The organism is Rhodococcus ruber, assembly GCF_027270735.1.
GTDB lineage: Bacteria > Actinomycetota > Actinomycetes > Mycobacteriales > Mycobacteriaceae > Rhodococcoides > Rhodococcoides rubrum_A.
In genome coordinates, this window is record NZ_JAPWIJ010000005.1 from 56,274 (window position 1) to 77,962 (window position 21,689).

At 60.9% G+C, this 21,689-nt stretch carries 18 protein-coding genes and 2 pseudogenes; 14 read left to right on the plus strand and 6 right to left on the minus strand.

The annotated features are described in order from the left end of the window. The first annotated feature begins 107 nt into the window (after positions 1–107). Complete coding sequence (locus O4220_RS12670) at positions 108–779, plus strand: FadR/GntR family transcriptional regulator (protein ID WP_269604710.1); 672 nt, start codon at positions 108–110, stop codon at positions 777–779. 304 nt (positions 780–1,083) lie between these two features. Here O4220_RS12670 and O4220_RS12675 read toward each other — a convergent pair. Beyond that, positions 1,084–1,245: pseudogene (locus O4220_RS12675) on the minus strand (ethanolamine ammonia-lyase light chain EutC); the annotation flags it as partial. 240 nt (positions 1,246–1,485) lie between these two features. Here O4220_RS12675 and O4220_RS12680 point away from each other — a divergent pair. Then, positions 1,486–1,644 (plus strand): annotated as a pseudogene (locus tag O4220_RS12680) (transcriptional regulator); the annotation flags it as partial. Positions 1,645–1,974: 330 nt separating this feature from the next. After that, positions 1,975–3,417, plus strand: a complete 1,443-nt coding sequence (locus O4220_RS12685) for an amino acid permease (RefSeq protein WP_269604713.1) — start codon at positions 1,975–1,977, stop codon at positions 3,415–3,417. 50 nt (positions 3,418–3,467) lie between these two features. On the opposite strand, the gene O4220_RS12690 is transcribed toward O4220_RS12685, so the two are convergent. Then, complete coding sequence (locus tag O4220_RS12690; RefSeq protein ID WP_269604715.1) at positions 3,468–4,961, minus strand: PucR family transcriptional regulator; 1,494 nt, start codon at positions 4,959–4,961, stop codon at positions 3,468–3,470. Positions 4,962–5,118: 157 nt separating this feature from the next. Between O4220_RS12690 and O4220_RS12695 the strand changes: the two genes are divergently transcribed. From O4220_RS12695 to O4220_RS12715, 5 genes are all read left to right on the plus strand, one after another. Continuing rightward, a complete protein-coding gene (locus tag O4220_RS12695) occupies positions 5,119–6,519 on the plus strand; it encodes an NAD(P)/FAD-dependent oxidoreductase (protein ID WP_269604717.1) in 1,401 nt (466 codons plus the stop codon). A 21-nt stretch (positions 6,520–6,540) separates the two neighbouring features. After that, entirely contained in the window at positions 6,541–6,888 is a 348-nt protein-coding gene (locus tag O4220_RS12700) for a cupin domain-containing protein (RefSeq protein ID WP_269604719.1), read from the plus strand. A gap of 25 nt (positions 6,889–6,913) precedes the next feature. Beyond that, entirely contained in the window at positions 6,914–8,410 is a 1,497-nt protein-coding gene (locus O4220_RS12705) for a CoA-acylating methylmalonate-semialdehyde dehydrogenase (protein ID WP_269604721.1), read from the plus strand. Between the two features lie 599 nt (positions 8,411–9,009). Beyond that, complete coding sequence (locus tag O4220_RS12710; protein WP_269604723.1) at positions 9,010–9,657, plus strand: TetR/AcrR family transcriptional regulator; 648 nt, start codon at positions 9,010–9,012, stop codon at positions 9,655–9,657. After that, complete coding sequence (locus O4220_RS12715; protein WP_269604725.1) at positions 9,654–11,195, plus strand: MDR family MFS transporter; 1,542 nt, start codon at positions 9,654–9,656, stop codon at positions 11,193–11,195. The genes O4220_RS12710 and O4220_RS12715 overlap by 4 nt, the downstream gene beginning before the upstream one ends. A 207-nt stretch (positions 11,196–11,402) precedes the next feature. On the opposite strand, the gene O4220_RS12720 is transcribed toward O4220_RS12715, so the two are convergent. Further along, on the minus strand, positions 11,403–11,771 hold the full coding sequence (locus O4220_RS12720) for a winged helix-turn-helix transcriptional regulator (protein WP_269605391.1): 369 nt from the start codon (positions 11,769–11,771) through the stop codon (positions 11,403–11,405). Positions 11,772–11,911: 140 nt separating this feature from the next. On the opposite strand from O4220_RS12720, the gene O4220_RS12725 reads away from it, so the two are divergent. Further along, positions 11,912–12,574: an SDR family NAD(P)-dependent oxidoreductase gene (locus O4220_RS12725; protein ID WP_269604728.1), complete on the plus strand. Its 663-nt coding sequence runs from the start codon at positions 11,912–11,914 to the stop codon at positions 12,572–12,574. A 92-nt stretch (positions 12,575–12,666) separates the two neighbouring features. On the opposite strand, the gene O4220_RS12730 is transcribed toward O4220_RS12725, so the two are convergent. Further along, on the minus strand, positions 12,667–13,101 hold the full coding sequence (locus tag O4220_RS12730; protein ID WP_057477931.1) for a MarR family winged helix-turn-helix transcriptional regulator: 435 nt from the start codon (positions 13,099–13,101) through the stop codon (positions 12,667–12,669). Positions 13,102–13,163: 62 nt separating this feature from the next. Here O4220_RS12730 and O4220_RS12735 point away from each other — a divergent pair, with 62 nt between their 5' ends. Then, positions 13,164–14,171: an amidohydrolase family protein gene (locus O4220_RS12735; RefSeq protein ID WP_269604732.1), complete on the plus strand. Its 1,008-nt coding sequence runs from the start codon at positions 13,164–13,166 to the stop codon at positions 14,169–14,171. Positions 14,172–14,930: 759 nt separating this feature from the next. Here the strand turns inward: O4220_RS12735 and O4220_RS12740 are convergent. Beyond that, complete coding sequence (locus O4220_RS12740) at positions 14,931–16,052, minus strand: ABC transporter permease (RefSeq protein ID WP_269604734.1); 1,122 nt, start codon at positions 16,050–16,052, stop codon at positions 14,931–14,933. Further along, the gene (locus O4220_RS12745; RefSeq protein ID WP_269604736.1) at positions 16,049–17,110 is read right to left on the minus strand and encodes a hypothetical protein; all 1,062 of its coding nucleotides are present in this window, start codon (positions 17,108–17,110) and stop codon (positions 16,049–16,051) included. Before O4220_RS12745 ends, O4220_RS12740 begins: the two co-directional genes overlap by 4 nt. A 98-nt stretch (positions 17,111–17,208) precedes the next feature. Between O4220_RS12745 and O4220_RS12750 the strand changes: the two genes are divergently transcribed. The 4 genes from O4220_RS12750 (at position 17,209) to O4220_RS12765 (ending at position 21,664) form a co-directional block, all read left to right on the plus strand. Beyond that, entirely contained in the window at positions 17,209–17,817 is a 609-nt protein-coding gene (locus O4220_RS12750; RefSeq protein WP_269604737.1) for a TetR/AcrR family transcriptional regulator, read from the plus strand. A 1,765-nt stretch (positions 17,818–19,582) separates the two neighbouring features. Next, positions 19,583–20,347, plus strand: coding sequence for an aKG-HExxH-type peptide beta-hydroxylase (locus O4220_RS12755; RefSeq protein WP_269604740.1), 765 nt, complete (start codon positions 19,583–19,585; stop codon positions 20,345–20,347). Continuing rightward, positions 20,344–21,384, plus strand: a complete 1,041-nt coding sequence (locus O4220_RS12760; RefSeq protein WP_269604742.1) for a radical SAM protein — start codon at positions 20,344–20,346, stop codon at positions 21,382–21,384. Before O4220_RS12755 ends, O4220_RS12760 begins: the two co-directional genes overlap by 4 nt. Then, on the plus strand, positions 21,344–21,664 hold the full coding sequence (locus tag O4220_RS12765; protein ID WP_269604744.1) for a hypothetical protein: 321 nt from the start codon (positions 21,344–21,346) through the stop codon (positions 21,662–21,664). The genes O4220_RS12760 and O4220_RS12765 overlap by 41 nt, the downstream gene beginning before the upstream one ends. Positions 21,665–21,689 lie beyond the last annotated feature (25 nt).

The window sequence follows — 21,689 nt, forward strand, 5'->3', positions numbered from 1 at the left end:
ATAACTGTGACCGTCAACACTCGATAGCGATCAAAAGTGCCCATCTCACAGTCGGTTCATCGTCTAGCATTGGTTCATATTGGTATGGCTACAGGTGGGAGGTTGTTGTGACGCTGGCAGTCGGACCCCATGCGGCCACTCTTCGGTTCATCGATGGACTGGTTGCAGACGGCGGCCTCGGTCCCGGAGACAAGCTGCCGACCGAGCGGGAACTCTCGGCCTCCGCAGGAGTGAGCCGCGCAGTGGTCCGCGCTGCTCTGGATACGCTCGAAGAGCGGGGCGCGGTGGTTCGTCACGTGGGCCGCGGAACGTTCCTGACACCGCGCGCTTCGACCGAGCTCGAACTCGCCCATCATCCGAGTCCAGCCGAGATCATGGCGTCCCGTTTCGTGCTCGAACCCGAACTCCTCCCGCTCGCGGTCAACGCTGCGACCCGGGCCGACATCGACGAGATGCATCGCTGTCTACGCGGAGGGCATGAAGCAACCACGTCGGAGGAGTTCGAGCGCTGGGATACGTTGTTACACCACAGCTTTGCCCTCGCCACTCACAACATGGTGCTGATCGGGGTCAGCAAACTGCTCATCGACAGCCGCATCCAGCCGATCTGGGGCTCGCTCAAACGTCGAAGCTTCAATCCGGAGCTGAAGAAGTGTTACTGCACCGAACACGAAGCCATCGTCGCTGCCCTCGAAGACCGCGATCCGGCAGCCGCCAGCGAAGCAATGCGTGAGCACCTCCGACACGTGCGCACCACACTGCTCGGCACCGATACCTGAGTAGAATCGACCGGCCTGTAGGGGCTAGAAACGAACGGAGCCCAGAATCGAGCCAGGCGACTACCACGAGTGCGGTCGAGTTCGCCTCGGCCGGTTCGAGGGAGTCGACGTACCTGAGACGTTCCCTCGAGAAGCTTCGTCACTTGATGCGAACCGAGGCTCAGATCGCCTCCGCTACAAGTACTTCGGGCCAGAATAGATGGGCCGACTTGTCGAGAATCCGAACTGGATGTCGACCTCCGATTGGGATCGGCTGGCTATCGCGGCAAGCTGGGCGCAATCCAGTTGCCCATTCCATCAGCCGAGCCGAAACTGGTTCAGCGCGTGAGGTGTGCTTCAGATCGACGCCGGACCGGCCCAGCTGCCGAGCCCCGACCAACAGACCGTGCACAACCTGCGCCGCAGCAGTGTATGTAAGCCCGTCTGGAGGATGGATGTTCGACACGCAGTTGCGCTCGGCATCAGTGGACCAGGCATCGAAATCCACTGTTTCGCAGGTGATTGGGGTATCGACGATCGCGACGCAACGCAGCTTGCACCGAGATGTGACTGCCTCGTGTCAGGTAGCCGATCGAGTCGGCCAATAGCAGCGTCGGGACCTACCCTGAGCTGCGTAGATCTACCGAAAAGCGCTTGGTCAAGCACTTGTCCGTCAGTAGTTTCGCAGTCCCTCCCCCAAGCTCGGTACCACTTCTGAGGTGGGGGTATGACTACGACCGACCTTCGCACCGAAATTCGTGACTTTCTCAGCTCACGGCGATCACGCATATCGCCGGAGGAACCCGGCCTGCCTGCGTACGGCGGCAACAGACGCGTCAAAGAGCTTCGTCGCGAGGAGGTCGTCATGCTGGCCAGCGTTTCGATCCGAAGAGATCGACAAAACTGGCGGTAACCGGTGTGCTGTTGGCGGCACACGATTGCTGAATCCGACGAACAGGGATACCGCGCCCGAGAATCAACACAATCGACGCCGACGGCACGAATCACAATCGTGGTCGTCCCCGCAGTCAGAGCTCCTTGCAACACCAATCTCTCCTACATACGTATGAACGGGGACCGTCGATCTCGTCAGTTCGCGGATAGCTAGGTTCTGCGACAACCAGGATCGTGATGGCAGTCACAAAAGCATGGGTTTCAAGCCCACCGGCCCGTTCGCTGGGGCCATGCCTACATTCGCGGAGAGGGAACAACTGCCATGGCGCAAATCGCCGATCGATCCAACACCCTGAAACCGGGGCTCAAGCAACGTCATCTGACGATGCTCTCGCTTGGTGGCGTCATCGGCGCCGGCCTGTTCGTGGGTTCGAGTGCCATCATCAACCAGGCCGGTCCGCTGGCGTTCGTCACCTACGCGATCACCGGATTGATCGTGTTGCTCGTGATGCGCATGCTCGGCGAAATGGCTGCAGCGAAGCCCTGCACAGGATCGTTCACCGATTACGCGCGTATGGCTTACGGACGGTTCGCCGGGTTCTCGACAGGTTGGCTCTACTGGTACTTCTGGGTCATCGTCGTGGGATTCGAGGCTGTAGTCGGCGGCCAGATGATCAACAAATGGGTACCGAGTATCCCCGTCTGGGCAATCGCTCTGGCGTTGATGATCATCATGACCGGCATCAACATGCTTTCGGTCGGATCGTTCGGCGAGGCCGAGTACTGGTTCGCCGGTATCAAGGTCGTGGCCATCGTCGCATTCATCGCGGTCGCAGCGTTGTTCGCCTTCGGCATCTGGCCCGGTTCCTCACTGACGTTTGCCAACATGACCGACCACGGTGGGTTGCTCCCCAACGGTCTCGGCACGTTGTTCGTCGGTGTCGTCGTCGTCATTTTCTCGATGACCGGCGTCGAAGTGGTCACGATCGCCGCAGCCGAGTCTGCAGAACCTGCGAAAGCCATTCGCAAAGCAGTCAATTCCGTCGTCTTCCGAATCCTCGCGTTCTTCGTGATTTCTACGTTCCTGATCGTCATGATCGTTCCCTGGAGCGACGTCGTCCCGGGAGAGTCCCCGTTCGTTGCTGCACTCGACCGCATCGGCATTCCCGGATCGGCTGATCTGCTCAACCTCGTGATCTTGGTAGCTGTTCTCTCCGTGCTGAATTCGGGCCTCTACACCGCGTCACGTCTGCTGTTCGTCATGGGTTCCCGTGGGGATGCCCCGCAATGGATGACCACTACCAACTCGCGAGGCGTGCCGGTGAAAGGCATTCTGTCGTGCACGATCGTCGGCTACGGCTGTGTCGTTCTCTCCGCCCTCTACCCCGACACAGTCTTCCTGTTCCTGATCAACGCCTCGGGCGCGGTATTCCTGTTCGTCTACTTCATGATCTGCATCTCTGAGCTACGCCTTCGCCGTCGATGGGAGAAGGAAAGCCCCGGAATCCTCGAATTCCGGATGTGGCTGTACCCGGTCCTCCCACTGATCGTCACCGCCGCGATCGTCGCGGTCCTCGTGAGCATGGGCCTGCGAGAGCAGAACCGAATCGAGCTGTTCCAAGGAATCGCCGTGTGGGTCGCACTCTCGATTATCTATTTGTTGCGGCGCAAGTTCGGGAATCTCCGAAACGACGACGTCATCGACGGTCGACTCGACAGCACAACCCCGTCGAAGCCGTCGACCGATACCCCCGCCGTCAACTGATCGACCCGCTCGCGACGTAGGCCGCGGATCCACTGACCGGGATCCGTGGCCTACGCGCTTTCGACCAATTCGGACACCGACAGCCGTGCCTGATCCGCCGCCTCGAACGCCAGCCACAGCAACGCAGACCCCTTCGTCGACGTGACCTTGAGTTCGGTGAGCTGCTCGACTTTCTTGAGCCGGTAGACGAGCGTCTGCCGGTGAACGCCCAACTGATCGGCGCTGCGCTGCCAGTTCGAATCGTTGGCGAGGAAAACGCGAACCGATTCGACCAATTCCCCGTCCGACGCCGCATCATGGGTCACCAGCGGCCCGAGGACCCGCACGACCAAGCGGCGTGTGTCCTCCACGCTTCGGGGGAACACACCCGAATTGCCTTCGAGTTCGTCGTACGACACGGCCGTCACGCCCATCGACGTCGCCCGCGAGGCAGCAATCTGCGCCTGACGCACGGACTCTGCGACATCGCCGGACGGCTTCAGCGGCGCGCTCAGCCCCACCACGCAATTGGGAGCCAGTTTCGATGCCAGCGCGCTCAGCAACTCGACATCGTGGGGAGCGATCGCGATGAGCATCGGACTCCGGTATGTCAGCAGCGGGGCCGAGCGCTGCAGCCGGGTGTCCAAGTGCACGCTCTCGTGCGCCAACGGTGACGACTCGGGCGAGGTCCAACACACAGCCACCACAGGTCCAGGCATGCCGCGATGTCGCAGTTCCGGCCACACTGCCGACGGTGCGATGGATCCATCCAACAAACCGAGTAGCAGATCCTGTCCGGACGCGCGAAGACTGTCCCTCCGAACGGCGTCGTGTTCGAGTTCGAGCGCAATGAGTCCCGCGATATGTTGCAGTAGAACACGATCGGACGCAGGGTCGACTCGGGCCGATCCAGCAACCAGCACGGCGTCACCTGATCCTGGTACCGGCACCGACACTTCCGGTGATGACCGCTTCGCCACGCTCACGTCGGAGTGCGTGGCCGTGGCACGCGCGGAATTGCGTCCACGGGCGATGCAGTCGCCCGACGAGGTGTCACGGACCTCGAGCGTCAGGCCGGTCGCACCCTCGAGGGTGGACACACGATCGTCGAACGAGCCTCGGGCATGTAGTGATTGCCAGTAGACGTCGTAGAGCCGTGTGATCGTGGCTATGCGGTACCTTTCGCCTTCCACGGCGCTTTCGATGACCGTGCGTGCCAGTGCGACGAAATGTAGATCGAAACTCGCGGCGAGTATCGGAAACCGCCGGTTCTCCGCCACCGCGAGTAACGCCGACGAGACTTCCGGGGCGTGGGGTTCCCTGGCGATGACCAAGGCGCTGACTTTGCTGTCGATCAACCGGGTGATCCAGTCGATCTGCGCCTCCTCGGTCACCGGCATCCCGCCGCCCGTCGTCATCATCAGGTCGCCCGCATCGACCCATTCCCAAGGATCAGGAAGATCGCACGCATGTGCCCATGTCACCAGCCGCGCTCCACCAGCCGTTCCCGCCAGGTACGACAACCCCAACGATGGCACCGACGTCAATCTGTCCACCGAAATCATGGCGTCCCTTCCCAGTCGTTAATACAAATGTATAGACCTGACCGGGAAGACTGTCCACCTGGCGTATGTCCCCGCTCACATCGATCGCGTGAGAATAAGTTCACCAGCCCAGCGGCTCGGCCGCGGCACGACACAGTCCGATTCTTGGAGGCACGACATGGTAGTGAACGACGCCCGCACAGGAGGACACACCTCGCAGGGCGTGCCCCTGTGGCTCGATGACCGCGAGACGGTGACTCGCCGACCCGCGCTAGCCCAGAACATCACTGCTGATGTCGCGATCGTCGGTGCAGGATTCACCGGACTGTGGGCCGCCTACTATCTTCTACAGGAAGACCCCTCACTGAAAGTGGTTCTCCTCGAACGTGAATACGCCGGATTCGGCGCATCCGGCCGCAACGGCGGATGGTGCTCGGCGATCTTCCCCGTGTCCTTGGCGCGGGTGGAGAAGCTCTACGACCACCAGGCTGCCATCGAACTCCAACACGCCATGAACGACACCGTCGCCGAAGTGGGGCGTGCGACAAACGCCGCGGGCATCGACTGCGACTACAGCCCGGAAGGATTCGTCTCGCTGGCCCGCACTCCGGCGCAACTCACCCGAGCGCACGCAACCGTAGCCGGTGCAGATGCCTTCGGCGTACCCGGCCAGTGGAAGTTTCTCGACAAGAACGCAGCTACGTCCATAATCAACGCCGACGGAGTACTCGGAGGTGTCCACACCCCGCATTGCGCGTTGCTACACCCGGACAAGCTCGTTCTCGGTCTCGCATCGTGGATCGAGAATCATGGCGGAGTAATATTCGAGGACACCGCTGTCACCGACTTCGGCGACGGCAAGGCCCAGACTCCTGGTGGAACGGTGACAGCGGGCGTCGTCGTCCGTGCTACGGAAGCATTCACCCCAGAGTTTCCGCAGTACCGCCGCAACGTCGCCCCCCTGTACTCGCTCGTCGTCGCCACTGAACCCCTCCCTCAGGACCTCCGCACACGGGTAGGACTGGACACCCGGACTGCGTTCAACGACATGCGCAACCTGCGCATCTATGCCCAAGTCACCTCCGAGGGCCGGCTCGTCTTCGGCGGCCGCGGCGCCCCCTATCACTTCAGGTCGGCGGTATCACCGACGTTCGATGTCAACACCAAGATCCACGACAAGATCGTCTCGACCATGGAAGATTTCTTCCCTTCCCTCGCAGGTGTGAACATCACCCACAAGTGGGGCGGACCGCTGGGGGTTCCCCGCGACTGGTTCCCTTCGGTTGGTTACGACCGCGCCTCCAAGATGGCTTGGGCGGGACCGTATGTCGGCGACGGCGTCGCGACCAGCAACCTCGCCGGACGCGTCCTGCGGAACCTGATCACCGGCACCGACGACGGACTGAACCGCTTACCGATCGTCGACCACCATTCTCGCAAATGGGAAGTCGAACCATTCCGTTGGTTGGGAGTCAACGCAGGCCTGCAAGCCGCGACCGCTTCCGACCTGGAAGAACGCGTCACCGGCAAACCCTCGAAAATTTCGGCCATGCTCGAAAAGCTCACCGGCGCACACTGACCCACAGACAGGGACCTTCACATGCCATCACTGATCCACCTCGACTCAGCCACCGTCACCGGCGAACTCACCCCCGCCGGCCAGCGTCCCGGTGCCGACAGCGGCGACCCGCAACTGGCAACCACGACCGTCGATGGCGGCACCCAAGCCCAGATCGGCATCTGGGAATGCCAACCAGGTGGCTGGCCCGTCATCAACCGCCCGAACACCGAGACGTGCTACATCATCTCGGGTGCCGCGACATTGACCGATGACGACACCGGCAAGAAGACCGAGATCAACGCCGGTGATTACCTCACTCTCCCCCCAGGGTGGAGTGGACGCTGGGACGTCACCGAAACCCTGCGCAAGGCCTACACGATCTTCTGAAAACCTCGAAGCTGATTGGAAATTTATGTCTGACAACACTATCGGTCACTGGCTCGACGGTAAGCCGTTCGCCGGCACGTCCGACAAGACCGCTCCGGTCACCAACCCCGCGACCGGACAGATCACCGGACAGGTAGCGCTGGCCACAGTCGAGGATGCGCGCACGGTCATCGCCTCTGCCGCAGCGGCATTTCCGGCCTGGCGAGACACCTCGCTGGCCAAGCGAACCGCGATCATCTTCAAGTTCCGTGAATTGCTCAACGCCAAGAAGGGTGAGCTCGCCGAGATCATCACCGCCGAGCACGGCAAGGTCCTCTCCGATGCACTCGGCGAGATCAGCCGCGGCCAGGAAGTCGTCGAATTCGCCTGCGGGATACCGCATCTGCTCAAAGGTGGCTTCACCGAGAACGCATCGACGAAGGTCGACATCTACTCGATCCGGCAGCCTCTCGGCCCCGTGGGCATCATCAGCCCGTTCAACTTCCCGGCGATGGTTCCGATGTGGTTCTTCCCCATCGCCATCGCCGCAGGCAACACCGTAGTTCTCAAGCCCAGCGAGAAGGATCCGACAGCGTCGCTGTGGATCGCCGAGCTCTGGGAAGAAGCCGGCCTACCTCCCGGTGTCTTCAACGTGCTCCAGGGCGACAAGGTCTCCGTCGACGAACTGCTCGAGAACACGTCGATCAAGTCGATCAGCTTCGTCGGGTCGACACCGATCGCGCAGTACGTGTACTCCACCGGCACCTCGCACGGTAAGCGCGTCCAGGCCCTCGGCGGCGCGAAGAACCACGCGATCGTCCTACCCGACGCCGATCTGGACCTCGCGGCCGACGCCATGGTCAACGCCGGCTTCGGATCGGCAGGCGAGCGTTGCATGGCCATCTCCGCGCTCGTCGCCGTCGGGAACATCGCCGACGAACTGGTCGCGAAGATCGTCGAACGCACCACACCACTGGTCACGGGCGACGGCACCCGCGGCGCAGACATGGGACCGCTGGTGACCAAGGCGCACCGCGACAAGGTTGCCTCGTACGTTGATGCAGGCGAAGCCGCCGGCGCGACCATCGTGGTCGACGGCCGCACGGTCCAGGCCGACGGCGGAGAGGACGGGTTCTGGCTCGGCCCGACGTTGATCGACAATGTCACCACCGACATGTCCATCTACACCGACGAGATCTTCGGGCCGGTCCTCTCGGTCGTCCGCGTCGATACCTACGACGAGGCACTCGAGCTCATCAACTCGAACCCGTACGGCAACGGCACCGCCATCTTCACCAACGACGGTGGTGCGGCCCGGCGTTTCCAGAACGAGGTCGAGGTCGGCATGATCGGCATCAACGTCCCGATCCCGGTCCCCATGGCGTACTACAGCTTCGGTGGCTGGAAGAACAGCCTGTTCGGTGACACCCACGCCCACGGAATGGAAGGTGTGCACTTCTTCACCCGAGGCAAAGCCGTCACCAGTCGGTGGCTCGATCCGAGCCACCGCGGCATCAACCTCGGCTTCCCAGAAAACGACTGAGACCTGAAACGACTGAGCCCAGAGAACAGCTAGATCGAATCTGCCAGAATCCGCCGAGAACTCACGGATTCAGCCCATGAGCTCATTGGAGACGGTGAGGTCGACGCAGTGACGCGTCGACCTCATCGCTTTCCTATTTACTGGACCATCGAGCCTCTCGTTCGCATCGACATCGTCGAAAATCGGTGCACTCCAAAGCATTTACGCGCACTGGCGTGGCAACTGCACGACCAGAACGAGCTAGTGCAGGACGATCTGATCGTGTCCGTCGTCGAGGACACCCGCGCCGACTGGTCGTTCGGACACGGAGACGCACAGTTTCTATAAAGACACTTGTAAGGGTGATCCATACTGCGCCGCTGGTCACCAGGACCGGTCGTGGAATCATCTCCGCAATGGCGGTATGGGGGTCGGTGGTATCGACTCAACGTGATGTGTCCACTGCGCGCCACCGGACGAAGACCGCGATCGTCACGTCCAATCGCGAACCGCCGGGGTGGCTGACCATGACCGCCGCCCTCCTCAATCGATTCGTCATCGACCGACTGACCTGCACCGCGTTAATATGCAGTCCTGCAAATTTGCAGTACTGTAGATAGGTGCCCACTACCGACAAGCTAGGCCGGCGAGACCGCAAGCGCTACGAGACGCGCGCCCGGATAGAAGAAGCCGCGTTGACTCTCGTGCTCAGGGACGGACTCGGCGAGACCACCGTGGACGCGATTAGCGATCTGGCCGACATCTCCACCCGGACGTTCTTCAACTACTTCGAAAGCAAGGACAGTGCTGTCCTGGGCGTTCACCCCGCCGAAGTCACCGACGAACTGATCGCCGATTACATACACGAGCACCCGGGCCCGGACTTGATCCCTGCCATCGTCGGCTTGATGCTCACGGTCATGGGATCCCCTCACTCGAGCCGAGCCCGAATGAAAACCGACCGCCTCGAAGTCGTCAAACGGCATCCAGAGATTCTCGGAGGCCACATGGCGCACTTCACCGCCCGCGCGAGCAAACTCACCCAGACCATCGAGACGATGCTCACTGGAACGCCGTTCGAGCAAACCAGTGATAGAACTGCGCACGCCGAACTGCTGTTCGTGCTGTGCGGCGGTGCAGTGCGCATAGCCCTTCGCGAGTGGGCGACATCTCTCGACGACTCCGACGTCGACGCCGACTCGAGGGTGACCGACATCGAACGCCGAGCAATCTCGCTCGTACACGAGCTACGAGAAGGACTGTCATGACAACCGCTGACAAAACCGTCGAACAGGCCCCCGTCACCGACGACAGGCGCAGCATCCTGCTCGTCTTCGCCGGCCTCATGGTGACGATGTTGCTCGCCTCACTCGACCAAACCATCTTCAGCACCGCTCTGCCCACCATCGTCGGCGAACTCAACGGTGTCGACCAGATGCTATGGGTGACAACGGCATACATTCTCGCCTCGACGATCATGCTGCCGATCTACGGCAAGGTAGGTGACCTCATCGGCCGAAAATCGCTGTTCATCTTCGCAATTGCATTGTTCATGGCGGGATCGATAGTCGGCGGACTCGCACACGACATGCCCTGGCTCATCACCGGCCGCGCGATCCAAGGACTCGGCGGCGGCGGCCTGATGATCCTCGCTCAGGCAATCATCGCCGACGTCGTTCCCGCACGCCAACGCGGCAAGTACATGGGCATCATGGGCGGCGTCTTCGCGCTCTCTTCGGTCGCAGGCCCCCTACTCGGCGGATTCTTCACCGAAGGAATTGGTTGGCGCTGGGCTTTTTGGATGAACGTCCCACTGGGCGTGCTCGCGATCGCCTCAGCAGTATTTTTCCTGAGACTCCCCACGATCGACCACGACAAACCCCGACTGGACGTCACAGGAATGACGCTTCTCGCACTGGCCTCGACGGGCGTGGTGCTCATAACGACATGGGGCGGAACAACTTACGCCTGGAATTCCCCCGCAATAATCGCCCTGATCATTGCAACGGCCGTTGCAGCTGTCAGCTTCGTCGGTGTCGAGAAGGCAGCCGCGGAACCCATCATGCCGCTACACCTTTTCCAAGATCGAAACTTCAATCTGACCACCGTCGCCGGACTCATCATCGGCGTCTCCATGTTCGGTGCACTCGCCTACCTGCCCACATATCTCCAGATGGTCACCGGCGCGGGAGCAACGAAAGCCGGGTTGCTGATGATCCCCATGATGGCCGGTCTACTGGTGACATCGATCGTGTCCGGCCAACTCGTCAGCAAGACCGGACGCTACAAATACCTACCCATCATGGGCTCGGGAATCGTAGTCGTATCACTGATCTTGCTATCGACGATGACCGCCGGCATGGAAGTGTGGATCATCTGTGCGTACCTGGCCGTCATGGGAATCGGACTGGGTATGAGCATGCAGATCCTCGTACTCATCGTGCAGAACTCCTTCCCGATCACCGAAGTCGGCACCGCCACCGCATCGAACAACTACTTCCGACAGATCGGCGCATCCCTCGGCTCCGCGGTGGTCGGCACGCTGTTCGTCTCCCGACTGACCTCACTCTTGGGAGGAGCCTCGACCGACGGATCATCACCGGAGAGTTCGTTGACACCCGAGTCCGTGCGAGCACTACCCGACGCCGCACGGGAGGTCATCGTCAACGCCTACAACGACGCCCTCACACCGGTCTTCCTCTACATGGTGCCCCTGATGATCATCGCGCTGCTGCTTCTGGTCTTCGTCGACGAAAAACCCCTGGCGACAACGAGAGCGCGCACCCCGAGCACCCGCAGTAGCTGAAATTGCATCGGTAGCCGCCACGCCCAGATCAAGCTGGTATCACAAGGTTTTCACTGGTATCGAGGACCTCCAGACACATCGGTGCCGCACGTAGTCGACCTGCGGTCGCCCGTCATCGCTGTATCCGGTGTGCCGGCTAGCAGTAGAAGCAGCGCGTCTACATGCGACTTCTCCGTGGTCACGCGAGCCGATCTTTCTTGTGGATGATCATGATTGCCGGCTGTCGAAGTCGTTCCTATGTTGTCGGATCTCGTCGGTATGCGCTGATGCCCACATCGCCAGACCCAAGACATGCTCGAGAAGCGAGACACCGAGGTGGGTCAGGGCATATTCGACTCGCAGCGGCACCTCCGGGTACACGGTACGTGTGAGCAGGCCGTCGCGCTCGAGGTGACGCAGCGTAAGGGTGAGCATCCGCTGAGATATGCCAGGGACCGCGCGCTGCAACTCCCTGTATCGCATCGGCGCATCACGAAGCACGGCGATCACGAGAATGCCCCACTTGTCTCCGACACGATCGAGAATTCCGCGGATCAATGCCGCATCCTCGCCCCACCCCTCGCACGGCCCGGGCATCGGAGTGCCGAGCTCGACGGTGCCGGTCTTCCTGGTCGACATGGCGCTCCTCACGAACACGAATGTGCCCTCTTGTGCCGCGGATACGACACACAGAAGATGGGGTGACACACAAATAGTAACCGAGCTGGAGTGAACCCATGTCGTTGATTGTCATAGTCGGTGCCGGCCCCGGAATGGGGTTGGAAATCGCCCGCGTTTTCGGGCGCACAGGTTTCACCGTCGCCCTCGTCGCCCGAAACCAGGCGAAGTTGAGTTCGCTGACCGAACAGCTGAAAAGTGAGGGGATCGACGCGCACGGATTCACCGCAGACCTCCTCGACGAGGAATCGATTACCACGGCCTTCACCCAGATCCGCGCCACACTCGGCACCGTGGACGTTCTCGAATTCTCGGCGGCCGACGCGACTCTGCCTGCTGCCGGCGTCCTCGACGTCACGCCCGCCAACCTTCAGCCGCAGCTCGACTTCTACTTCAGCGCAATACATGTCGTGAGACAGGTCGTCGACGACATGATCGCCGCGAAAGCCGGCACCATCATCGTCACCACCGGCGGCGGATCGATAAACCCGACACCGTCTTTCGCCAACATCAATATCGCGTCGGCCGGCCTGCGCAACTGGGTTCTCAACCTGCACAACGTACTCGCCGAACACGGCGTGTACGCGGCACATCTGGCCATCAACGCATGGATCGGATCCGGGCAACCCGGCACCTCTGCCGCCGAGATCGCTCTCACGTACCTCGAACTGCACGAAAAGCGGTCCGATGCCGACCCCCGCTACCCTGCCGCACCGATGTGACGCCACACCGTGTCGAGGTGAAGCACCACCACTGACCGCGGCCTCGCGCCGGGTTCCCGCGGCGCACTTCACCGAACACGAGCAGTCCAGATTCAGTCGACTGCATCCCCGCACAGGATTTCGAGACTGTCCAACAGGACACGGATCCGGTCGGGGGGCAGGAGCTGGAGCCGCCGCGCCAGGCTGGGGCGCATCCGACCCCCGATGTCAGCGGTGGTTCGCACACCATCGTCGGTCAGTCTGATCCGTGATCGGCGCGAGTCCGCGGAATCGATCTCGCGAATCACCAGGCCCGCGTCGGCAAGCTTGGACAACGACCTGCTCAGCATCGACGGGTTCAGACCGAGATCTACGACGAGATCACCGGGAGTATCGATGCCCATCTTCACGGTGCGAAGCACCAGAAAGTCGACGAGATCCAGGTGCGCGACAGCGGAGACGTGCACGCGAGCGTCGGTCAAGACCAGCTTGTTGAGGCGATACAGCGCGTCGAGGAGCTGCAATTCGGGTGCGTCGGTGTCAACCATGTAAAGAACCTAACATCTGAATATTATTGACAAGTAGCAACTATTGCGCGTTGAGTGTGAGTATGACCCACGACAACGCCACCACACCCGGCCGTATCGACTTCCATCACCACTTCATGCCGTCCAGCATGCTTACCTCTGGCTTGTTCGGCGACACATCCGGCTGGAAATTCAAGGAAGACGAGAGCGCCTGGTCACCGCAGGTCAGTGTCGACTTCATGGACCGACTGCAGATCGACACCGCGATCCTGTCCGTACCCAACGACATCGAATCCCGGCTCCCGGAGAACAAGCGCCATCACTTCGCCCGCGAGGTGAACACCCTGTCCCGTCAGGCCGCGGACGACCATCCAGGACGATTCGGACTGTTCGCTCATCTGCCGACACCGACCGACACCGACGCCGCACTCGAAGAGTTGACCTACGCGTTCGACGTGTTGGGAGCCGACGGAATAACCCTGACCAACGTCTACGGCACCGGAGATCAGGCCCGATCGCTGGGCGACCCTATCTTCGAGCCACTGTGGGCCGAGCTCGACCGCCGCAACGCGCTCGTGTTCCTACACGGTGAGCAGACACCCGGTAGCAATCGCGCCCCGAGCAGATTCCTGCCCACCCCGATCAGCGAAACTCCGAACGAAACCTACAAAGGTGCAGCCGATTTGGTGACCAGTGGACGCAAACGCCAGTACCCGAACGTGCGGATAGTCCTCTCCCATTCGGGTGGGAGCACGCCGTACCTCGCTGCTCGCGTCGCCGCGCTGTGTGCATTCCATCTCGACTGCGAACTGACAGCAGACGAGATCCTCGAGGACTTCCGAACGTTCTACTACGAGACCGCCCTATCCGGATTCGAAACCAACCTGGTGGCACTCGAGAACTTCGTTGCACCGGACCACATTCTCTTCGGTACGGACTTCCCCGCCGCGAACCCGCGCACTGCGAGCTGGTTCACCGACAACGTCGACATCTACTTCGCCGACAGGCCGACAATGCTCGCGCAGGTCATGCACGACAACGCCTACAGCCTCCTACCTCGGCTGACCGCGGGAACCCCCACGCATCCATAGCCTTTGGGCACTCGGGACAATCAGCTACTCCAACCGCTGATCGACCGGGCCACGGCAGCACCGACGCCGGCTCACGAATGTGGGAGTTGACGTGGAACGGGCACGCCCCACCATGGTGGGGCGTGCCCGTTCCGCCGGTGACCGGTGCCCTGTTCGACGCTCTTGGTCTGCAAAGCCGGTATGGCCGCAGAAAGCTCAGTTGTCGGCAGCACCATCCCCGACCCGTGGTCGACGACCGCGTGTACGGTGACGCCGTAGGACGCGAGTAGGTCACTGGCGCACAGTGTTCGAGCTTCGCCGGTCGAGATTCCCAGTGCGCAGAGCCTGCGTTCGGTGGTGCGTCGTCGCGTTGGGTTTGCGCGAGCAGTAAACGCCCCAGTGACAGCACGGAACCGGTAACGACTGCGGCATCAACGTCGTCCACATCGAATCGTCCTTCGGCAGCCGCGGACTCGCTGTCGCGGCGTGACCGCGGTGCCCGGCCCGCCCCGCGAGGCGACAGACCCACTATCTGTTCCATCCCGCCAGAACACGTTGCACCACATCGAGTTCAATCGAACAGGCCAACATCGTTCGACCCGCCACCGCCCTTCGCGGCAGCCGAGACATAAGCCTTTACGATCCGCGAACATCGCCTTCAGCAGAATCCGGCGATCCTCGGTTAAGTGAACTTCGTACGCGCCTACACGCGCTCCCCGGTAGTCGGAGTTGGATCACCGAGTCCAACTTCCGGGGAGTGGTGCAGATCAAGCGCAGATTTCAAACGCGCTCATTGAGCGAACCGGGGTCGGTGACCTCGGCAGCTGCGACGGTCGGTTCGAGCGCCACGGCTTTAGCGCGGCGACGGTGGCCGATAACGACCCCCGCGCATCCGATCAGCGCCCACACCGCCATGGTGAGCAGAACAGGACCCAGTCCCGAGCCGTCGAAGTACGCAATACGTTTCAGTCCATCCAGCGCCGTAGACGTCGGAAGCAGCGGATGCAGGAACTGGTAGAACGACGGTGCCAGATCGAGTCCGACCGCAACGCCCGATGCCGGAACCCCCAGCATGATGTACAGGCCGAGTGAGATGAGCATCATGACCGGTCCGAAGTTCACGAAACCTCCGAGTGTGACGATCCCGCAGGTGAATGCAAGAAGAAACACCATCCCTGCGACTCCGCCGATGTTGTCGTGCAAGGTCCCGGTGATTCCGTAGGAAATCAGCACTTGAATTCCCGCCGCGATGCTGCTCATCACGCCGAGCAACAACACTTTCCACCTGATGCGCACGCCGGGTGCAACCAGCGACGCCACGGCGGTCGTCAGGAAGCCTGCCAGGATGGCTCCGAGTCCGACATACATCACGCCGGCACCTACCGCGTCCGATTCCGGTAGTGGTACCAGATCCTCGACATTCACCGTTGCATTCGTCGATGCAGCGAGCGCGGTCACGAATCGCTCCGCAGCGATGGTCGATTGTGTATTGCCCGCCTGCGCTGTGTACAACGTCGAGGTCGTCGGATCGTATACGGCTCGGGTTTCCAGATCGAGGAGTCGCTCGGTGCCCTCGTCCACTGACGCAACACGGTCGACCACAAAATCGTCGTTGTTGAGGGCATCGCTGCTCTGGACGAATTGCATTGCGGCCGGACCGTTTCCGACAACGTCGATATGAACACCGTTCGGTCCGGGGCTGTGGAACAGTCCGATGTAGGTGAGAGGTAGGACGAACATCATGAACAGTGGGAGCAACAGCCCGCCCGTCAGCATGCGCCTCCGTTTCATCTGCTGCGGAGTCGCGGAATGCTCGTCGCCGAAGTAGAAGCGGAAATGGTTCGTTCCCTGCGTTGGAAAGTCTGCGTTCGATGCAGCCGGCGCAGTTACTGTTTCACTCATTTCGAGTCTCCGTTCTCGGGTGCGGGAATTGCGGCGAAGGAACTCAGGATCGGTTCGTCCGGATCCTTTTTGTGTCGAAGCACCGAGAGCCCGAGTAGTCCGGCGGCCAAGAATCCCCACATCGCCATCACGGCAACGGTGCCCCCGATACTTGCTGCCGGGAAGTACACGAGGCGCTTGAGGCCCTCCAGTAGCGCAGGCGTGGGAAGGAAGCTATTGAGGGTGGTGAAAAAGCCGGGCACCATCTCAGGCGCAATCGCCGCACCCGACGAGGGCACTCCGAGTAGCACCATGATCAGCAGCGTGGGGATCATCATCCCCGGTCCGATCAAACGCATCCCCCCTAGATGGAAGGATCCGACGACGAACGCCGACAGTGCAAGCAGTACGAGCACCTCCAGGATGCTTCCGGACACCGCGCCGTACACCCCGTATGCAACGAAGGCCGGCACGACCGCGGACACCACGCTCATGACGGCAATGACGGTCAGCTCGACACGCAGCGAAAGGCCTGGCAGGAGCAGTTGGAGAACTGTCGCAGTCAAGAAGCCGCCGAGTATCGCCGCGAGGCCGACGAACATCAGCGATGCGCCCAACCTGTCGGTCGAACTCGTCGGTGCTACGTCGAAGACGGTAGGTGCAGTGCCGACTGTCTTGCCCGCAATGGAACCGAAGAGGCCCTCGACCGCCTGCGCAGCGGCCAGGTTTCCTTCGGACGCGACGTACACGATATTCGTCGCCGGATCGTAGGCACCACGCGTTTCCAAGCTGGACACAGCATCCTTTGCAGCGTCGACATCTGCTACGACCCCGACGTCGAATGACGACCCGACCTGCGCCTGCACCTGCTGCGCGAATTGCTCGACTTGCGTCGACGTTCCCACGATCCGCACGTCCATGTCGTGCGGCGTCGGCGAATGGAGGCCCCAGGTATAGAGCAGAGGAAGAAGCGTCATCAGGAAGAGCGGCACCACCATTCCCCCGAGCATCATCACCGTCGGTGACGGTTTCTTGCGGGAGCGTGCATCCTGCACACCCGCTGCCAGCTGGTCGGTCACAATCGAACTCCTCGTCGTTAGTTTACATCTGTTCAATACAATACACATGTAAGATACAGGTGGTGAGAGGAGCGCATCACCCATTAAGGTGGTCCACGATGACCGCAAACATGGACCCTCGGGCAGTACGCAGTCGAGAACTGTTACTGGACGCTGCAGCCGAACTGGTGTCTCACCGTGATCCTGCGGAGGTGTCGATCACCGACATCGCCTCGGCTGCCGGCGTCAGCAGGCCGACCCTGTATCTGCACTTCCAGGACCGAGAGACTTTGTTCGCCGGCGTCGTTCGGAGGCGATTGCAGTCGATCGCCGCGCTGAAAGACGACGTGGCGGTGGACCGAGAGCAGGCAGAACGCAGCATCGGGCTCGTTGTGGCCGAACTGGGTTCGAACCGTGAGTTCTACCGCAAACTGATCGGGGCTCAATCGAACTCGCGATCCCGCGAACAGGTGATGACCGTTTTGCGTGAAGGATTGGGCCAGTACCTCCAACAACAAAGACTGGGCGACACCTCGCCGAACTCCCGTCAATCGAGGCGGCTCGACGAAGAAGCATGGTTCATCACGGGCGGAATGGTGACGGTGCTATCGAAGTGGCTCGATGGCGACCACGTCGACGAGCCCTCGGAGCAACGTTGGTTGGCCGAACGACTGTGGCATCTCTTGTCGACCGTGGCGAGTGCCCCTGAACCGCAGGAGCTGCAGTAACAAAGTCCTCGACTCCCATCGTCAGATCCGTGACGGTGCGCTCGTCCGATCTTGTGCGATGACGCCTGTCCGTCAGGATGCTGGCCATCTCGAGCGCTTCCCGCAGTAGTTCCATCAGATTTAGTTGTGACAGCCTTGTGACAGCGAATCACCTGCGGAAACGACCATCGAACCCGAAGACCGACCCTGAGCAGCACAAATGCGAAGATGCGGCGACGATGAAGGTAACTCCCGCGCGGATCTGAAATCCGCTGTCTCGGTTGTCTACTCAAATCCGTGGTAGGCCGCCGAAGTCCACGCTACCATCCGAAAAGCACTGTCCTGGTCCGAAAATCTGGACCCATATGGACTCTGGTGCCCCCAGTCGGACTCGAACCGACACTGTGCGAATTTTAAGTCCCTAGAAGTGTATCCACCCAGACTTCAGTGGACTCGATATTTGTTTATTCACAACGCTTTTCGTGCATGACCGTCCAGCCCAGTCCAGGTCCGAACGTACCGACTTGTGACACTCTCGTGACACCGAACTGCCGCCGATTCTCCGACTCCGGACAGTCCTGATCGGTGTCGGACAGCCATGGTATCGGGCGGACGGAGAGCATCCTGGCGCACCGACGCTCTGTGCGGACTCGTGACAACGAGACTTATTCGTCGCGAACCCATATCGCCCTCGAATCAGTCGAAAAGTGCGGCGGCAAACCCCACCGCATTGGTCCCACTGCTTGTTGGACAAATGCTGCTCCAGGCGAGGCATTAGCCATCCAGCGATGATGCTGACGGAAGCGAACAATTGCCGAGTTGCCAACAACAGGCACGATGCCGCCGACGGCATCGCGCGGAAACGTCAGTTACCGCACCGTCAAGCCTTCTTGACGGTGCGTAGACGTGTATGAGTCGCCGACCGACGTAGGTGTGTGTGGACTTCGCCCGCCGCTCGGCGTCGGTCAGGATGGTGTCAAACCAAACGACAGAAGCGTTTGGCGTACGGGAACTGCAACGGAATGCGTTGTTTGCCAGACAGATCAGCAGCGCTACTCCGGATCGTCTGACGTAACGGTGGCCTACGCCCCCGCGGACCATCGAAGCCCGGGCCGGGTCCATCTGCGCCAACCTTCAGCGGAAGAGCGTCACTCTGGCTGCGAACTGCGTTGATAATGAACGATACGCGGCGGATGGCCCGCCGGAGCATGTCTCAAATAAAGCTCGTGTCCGTTGCAATAAATTACACATTTACCCAAGTCGTTACAGATATTGGTGTGCTGTAAAAAGGGCCGATATTTTGCGTTCTTTTTAATTAGGCATAGCTAAGTATTGGTTTCAACTGCACTGCGAACGAACAGCTTTCGTGGTTCACATGGTTTTTACGCAAAAAGAGACCACATGGGACGCAACTCGGTTACCGTGGCTATCGGCGTCATTGAAACCCGTAACTTGTGCCACTAGGTCGAGGTCCGCAGGGGGCTTATTCGTGAGCAACATCAGTTCTTCGGTTCTTCAATCCTCCGGCGTGCAAATGCACACACGCGGAGAATCCGAGCCTCATGGGGTCCTGACGACGGGATCCATCTATGCAGAGTCCAATGCCCTGTTGGCCAAAGCCCAAGCTACGTATTCACTCCTGGCTGAAGTGGCTGAGGAGCTACATGGTGCGGACATTACGCCGACGCATGGCCTGTCCGACGACACCGTAGGGCGGCGTTGGCTGGACGATTTCCACGCGCAAACCCGAGGCGTTTCACTGTCCGGCTTCACTTCGTTCGCTCCTGTGACACGCAACCTAACCCCCGCAACGCCTCGCGCCTGGCCGTCAGGTGCGGAAATAATCTCCGCGGACGCTCCTGCGACGCCGTGGACCATCACTCATTCCCGATTGTTCGATGACGTCCTCAATCCTTCTGGCACCGACATCAGGCTGGTAGGTGCCACCGCAGCCGAGACCTCCAGTATCAAAGACGCCGTAAAGTTGCTCCGTGCAGTCGTTCCCGACTTGTATGCAGGCATCTTGCCCCACACGTCGTTCGTCTTCCTGGTTGACGGCACCGACGCGTTCGAGAGTGCCAGCGATCGCCGGCTACCACGCGCGGCGTATCTGAATCGAGACATGGCCGGTGACGTCGTGCGTACAGCAGAAGCACTACTTCACGAATCGACACACCAAAAGCTCTACGATCTTCAGTTGCTGTACACGATCTACGGCGCGACCTACGATCCCGCTTCGGCACCAACCATCCGGCCGCCGTGGCATCCTCCCGATACCCAGTGGAGCATCGACCGTACGACGGCCGCGTCCCACGTCTACGTGCACCTGACGTACTTCCTCGAACGGCTCCGGGAATCGGTACCTGCAGGGTGTGACGCCGAAGCGGTTTCGCGCAGTGCAACGCAAGCAAGGAGTCGAGCCGACAGCCTGCTGGGTGCCCTGACACCGCACCATTTCACTCAGTTCAACGCGCACGGACGGGCATTTCTGTCCTGGCTTCGCCACGCGCACCACAACATATCGACCATTCTGCAGGAGGGCACTCAATGACCGATTCGATCACCGACGATATCCGAGCTCCGCTCGACCTCGTACTTCACACACCGGTCAAGGGCTGGTTGCAGATAACGGCTGCGTGCAACATGCGCTGCAAACAGTGTTACGGCGACTGTGGATCCGAACCACCGACGGACGAACTCCAAACGGAAGAGTTCATCAGGGTGTTGAAAGACATGGCCGATACAGGTGTCATCGAGCTTCTGATGGAAGGCGGCGAACCGCTCGTTCGCCCAGATCTTTTCGAGATTCTGGCCTCGTGCACCGACCGTATCCTAATCCGGCTTCGTACCAACGCCACTTTGCTGGACGCCGCCATGGCCACCAAGCTCAAGGAAGTCGGCGTTGGCAGCGTGGTGGTCGATTTCATGGGCGCATCTGCCGAGACCCACGACTGGCACTACGAGACCAGCGGGGCGTTCGAGAAGACGAAGCGGGGCTTCGAGGTTGCGGTCGAGCACGGTCTCGACCCGGCCGCGCTGATGATCATGACCCGACGCAATGTGACCGAGTTGCAGGACTTCGTCGACATGGCGGTAGCCCTCGGGGCGAAACGGGTCGGTATTCTGCGGCTCTACCCTCTCGGCAGGGCACGCGACAGTTGGCAGGAGATGGCGCTGACCCTGCCCGAACAGATGCAAGCACTGGCCGAGGTCGAGGTACCCGACGGCATCCACCTCATGCGTTCCTGGCATCCACGCGACGCTAATTGCTGTTGGCAATCAACAGGCGTCACCTCCTCGGGACGCTCGGTGGGATGTTCCTACCTCAGAGAATTCGTCAACTTCGGCGACCTACGCACCCAAGACTTCCTGTCGACTTGGCACCACCCGCACGCCGAGCACCTGCGAAGGCGGCAAGTGCACCCTCACTGCCCTGACTGCGCCGAAACGCAGGGCTCTGCGGGCGGCTGCCGCTCCACCGCATTCGCATTCACAGGCGACTGGAACGCGCCTGATCCTTTCTGCACCACAACAAATGGAGGTATCGATGTCAGCGTTCTCCCCCCACGCCGTGATCCGCAAACCTGACAACCTTCGTGTCCGCTCGGTTCCCGAATGGGGTTGCCTGCTGGTGTACACGCCCTCAACCCCCAATTTGCATTACCTCGACGCGCATTCGTGGCTGATTTTCGAGCTGTGCGACGGCCGAGAGCGCAAGCAAATATTCGAGGATTTCGTAGACAACGTTCCGTCCGACACCCCGATGGACAAAGCGCAGTCCGCATTCGACGACGTTGTGACGACCCTGCTCGGCAACGGAGTCCTCGAGACACCCCAGACAGCCGAAGCGTATTCGGCCACGGCCTGACCACGCAGCTCGACCCTTACGGGCG

Coding starts and splice junctions, on each gene's coding strand:
- O4220_RS12685 (WP_269604713.1), top strand. CDS start 1,975: ATGGCGCAAATCGCCGATCGATCCAACACCCTGAAACCGGGGCTCAAG.
- O4220_RS12690 (WP_269604715.1), bottom strand. CDS start 4,961: ATGATTTCGGTGGACAGATTGACGTCGGTGCCATCGTTGGGGTTGTCG.
- O4220_RS12695 (WP_269604717.1), top strand. CDS start 5,119: ATGGTAGTGAACGACGCCCGCACAGGAGGACACACCTCGCAGGGCGTG.
- O4220_RS12700 (WP_269604719.1), top strand. CDS start 6,541: ATGCCATCACTGATCCACCTCGACTCAGCCACCGTCACCGGCGAACTC.
- O4220_RS12705 (WP_269604721.1), top strand. CDS start 6,914: ATGTCTGACAACACTATCGGTCACTGGCTCGACGGTAAGCCGTTCGCC.
- O4220_RS12715 (WP_269604725.1), top strand. CDS start 9,654: ATGACAACCGCTGACAAAACCGTCGAACAGGCCCCCGTCACCGACGAC.
- O4220_RS12720 (WP_269605391.1), bottom strand. CDS start 11,771: ATGCCCGGGCCGTGCGAGGGGTGGGGCGAGGATGCGGCATTGATCCGC.
- O4220_RS12725 (WP_269604728.1), top strand. CDS start 11,912: ATGTCGTTGATTGTCATAGTCGGTGCCGGCCCCGGAATGGGGTTGGAA.
- O4220_RS12730 (WP_057477931.1), bottom strand. CDS start 13,101: ATGGTTGACACCGACGCACCCGAATTGCAGCTCCTCGACGCGCTGTAT.
- O4220_RS12735 (WP_269604732.1), top strand. CDS start 13,164: ATGACCCACGACAACGCCACCACACCCGGCCGTATCGACTTCCATCAC.
- O4220_RS12740 (WP_269604734.1), bottom strand. CDS start 16,052: ATGAGTGAAACAGTAACTGCGCCGGCTGCATCGAACGCAGACTTTCCA.
- O4220_RS12750 (WP_269604737.1), top strand. CDS start 17,209: ATGACCGCAAACATGGACCCTCGGGCAGTACGCAGTCGAGAACTGTTA.
- O4220_RS12760 (WP_269604742.1), top strand. CDS start 20,344: ATGACCGATTCGATCACCGACGATATCCGAGCTCCGCTCGACCTCGTA.
- O4220_RS12765 (WP_269604744.1), top strand. CDS start 21,344: ATGTCAGCGTTCTCCCCCCACGCCGTGATCCGCAAACCTGACAACCTT.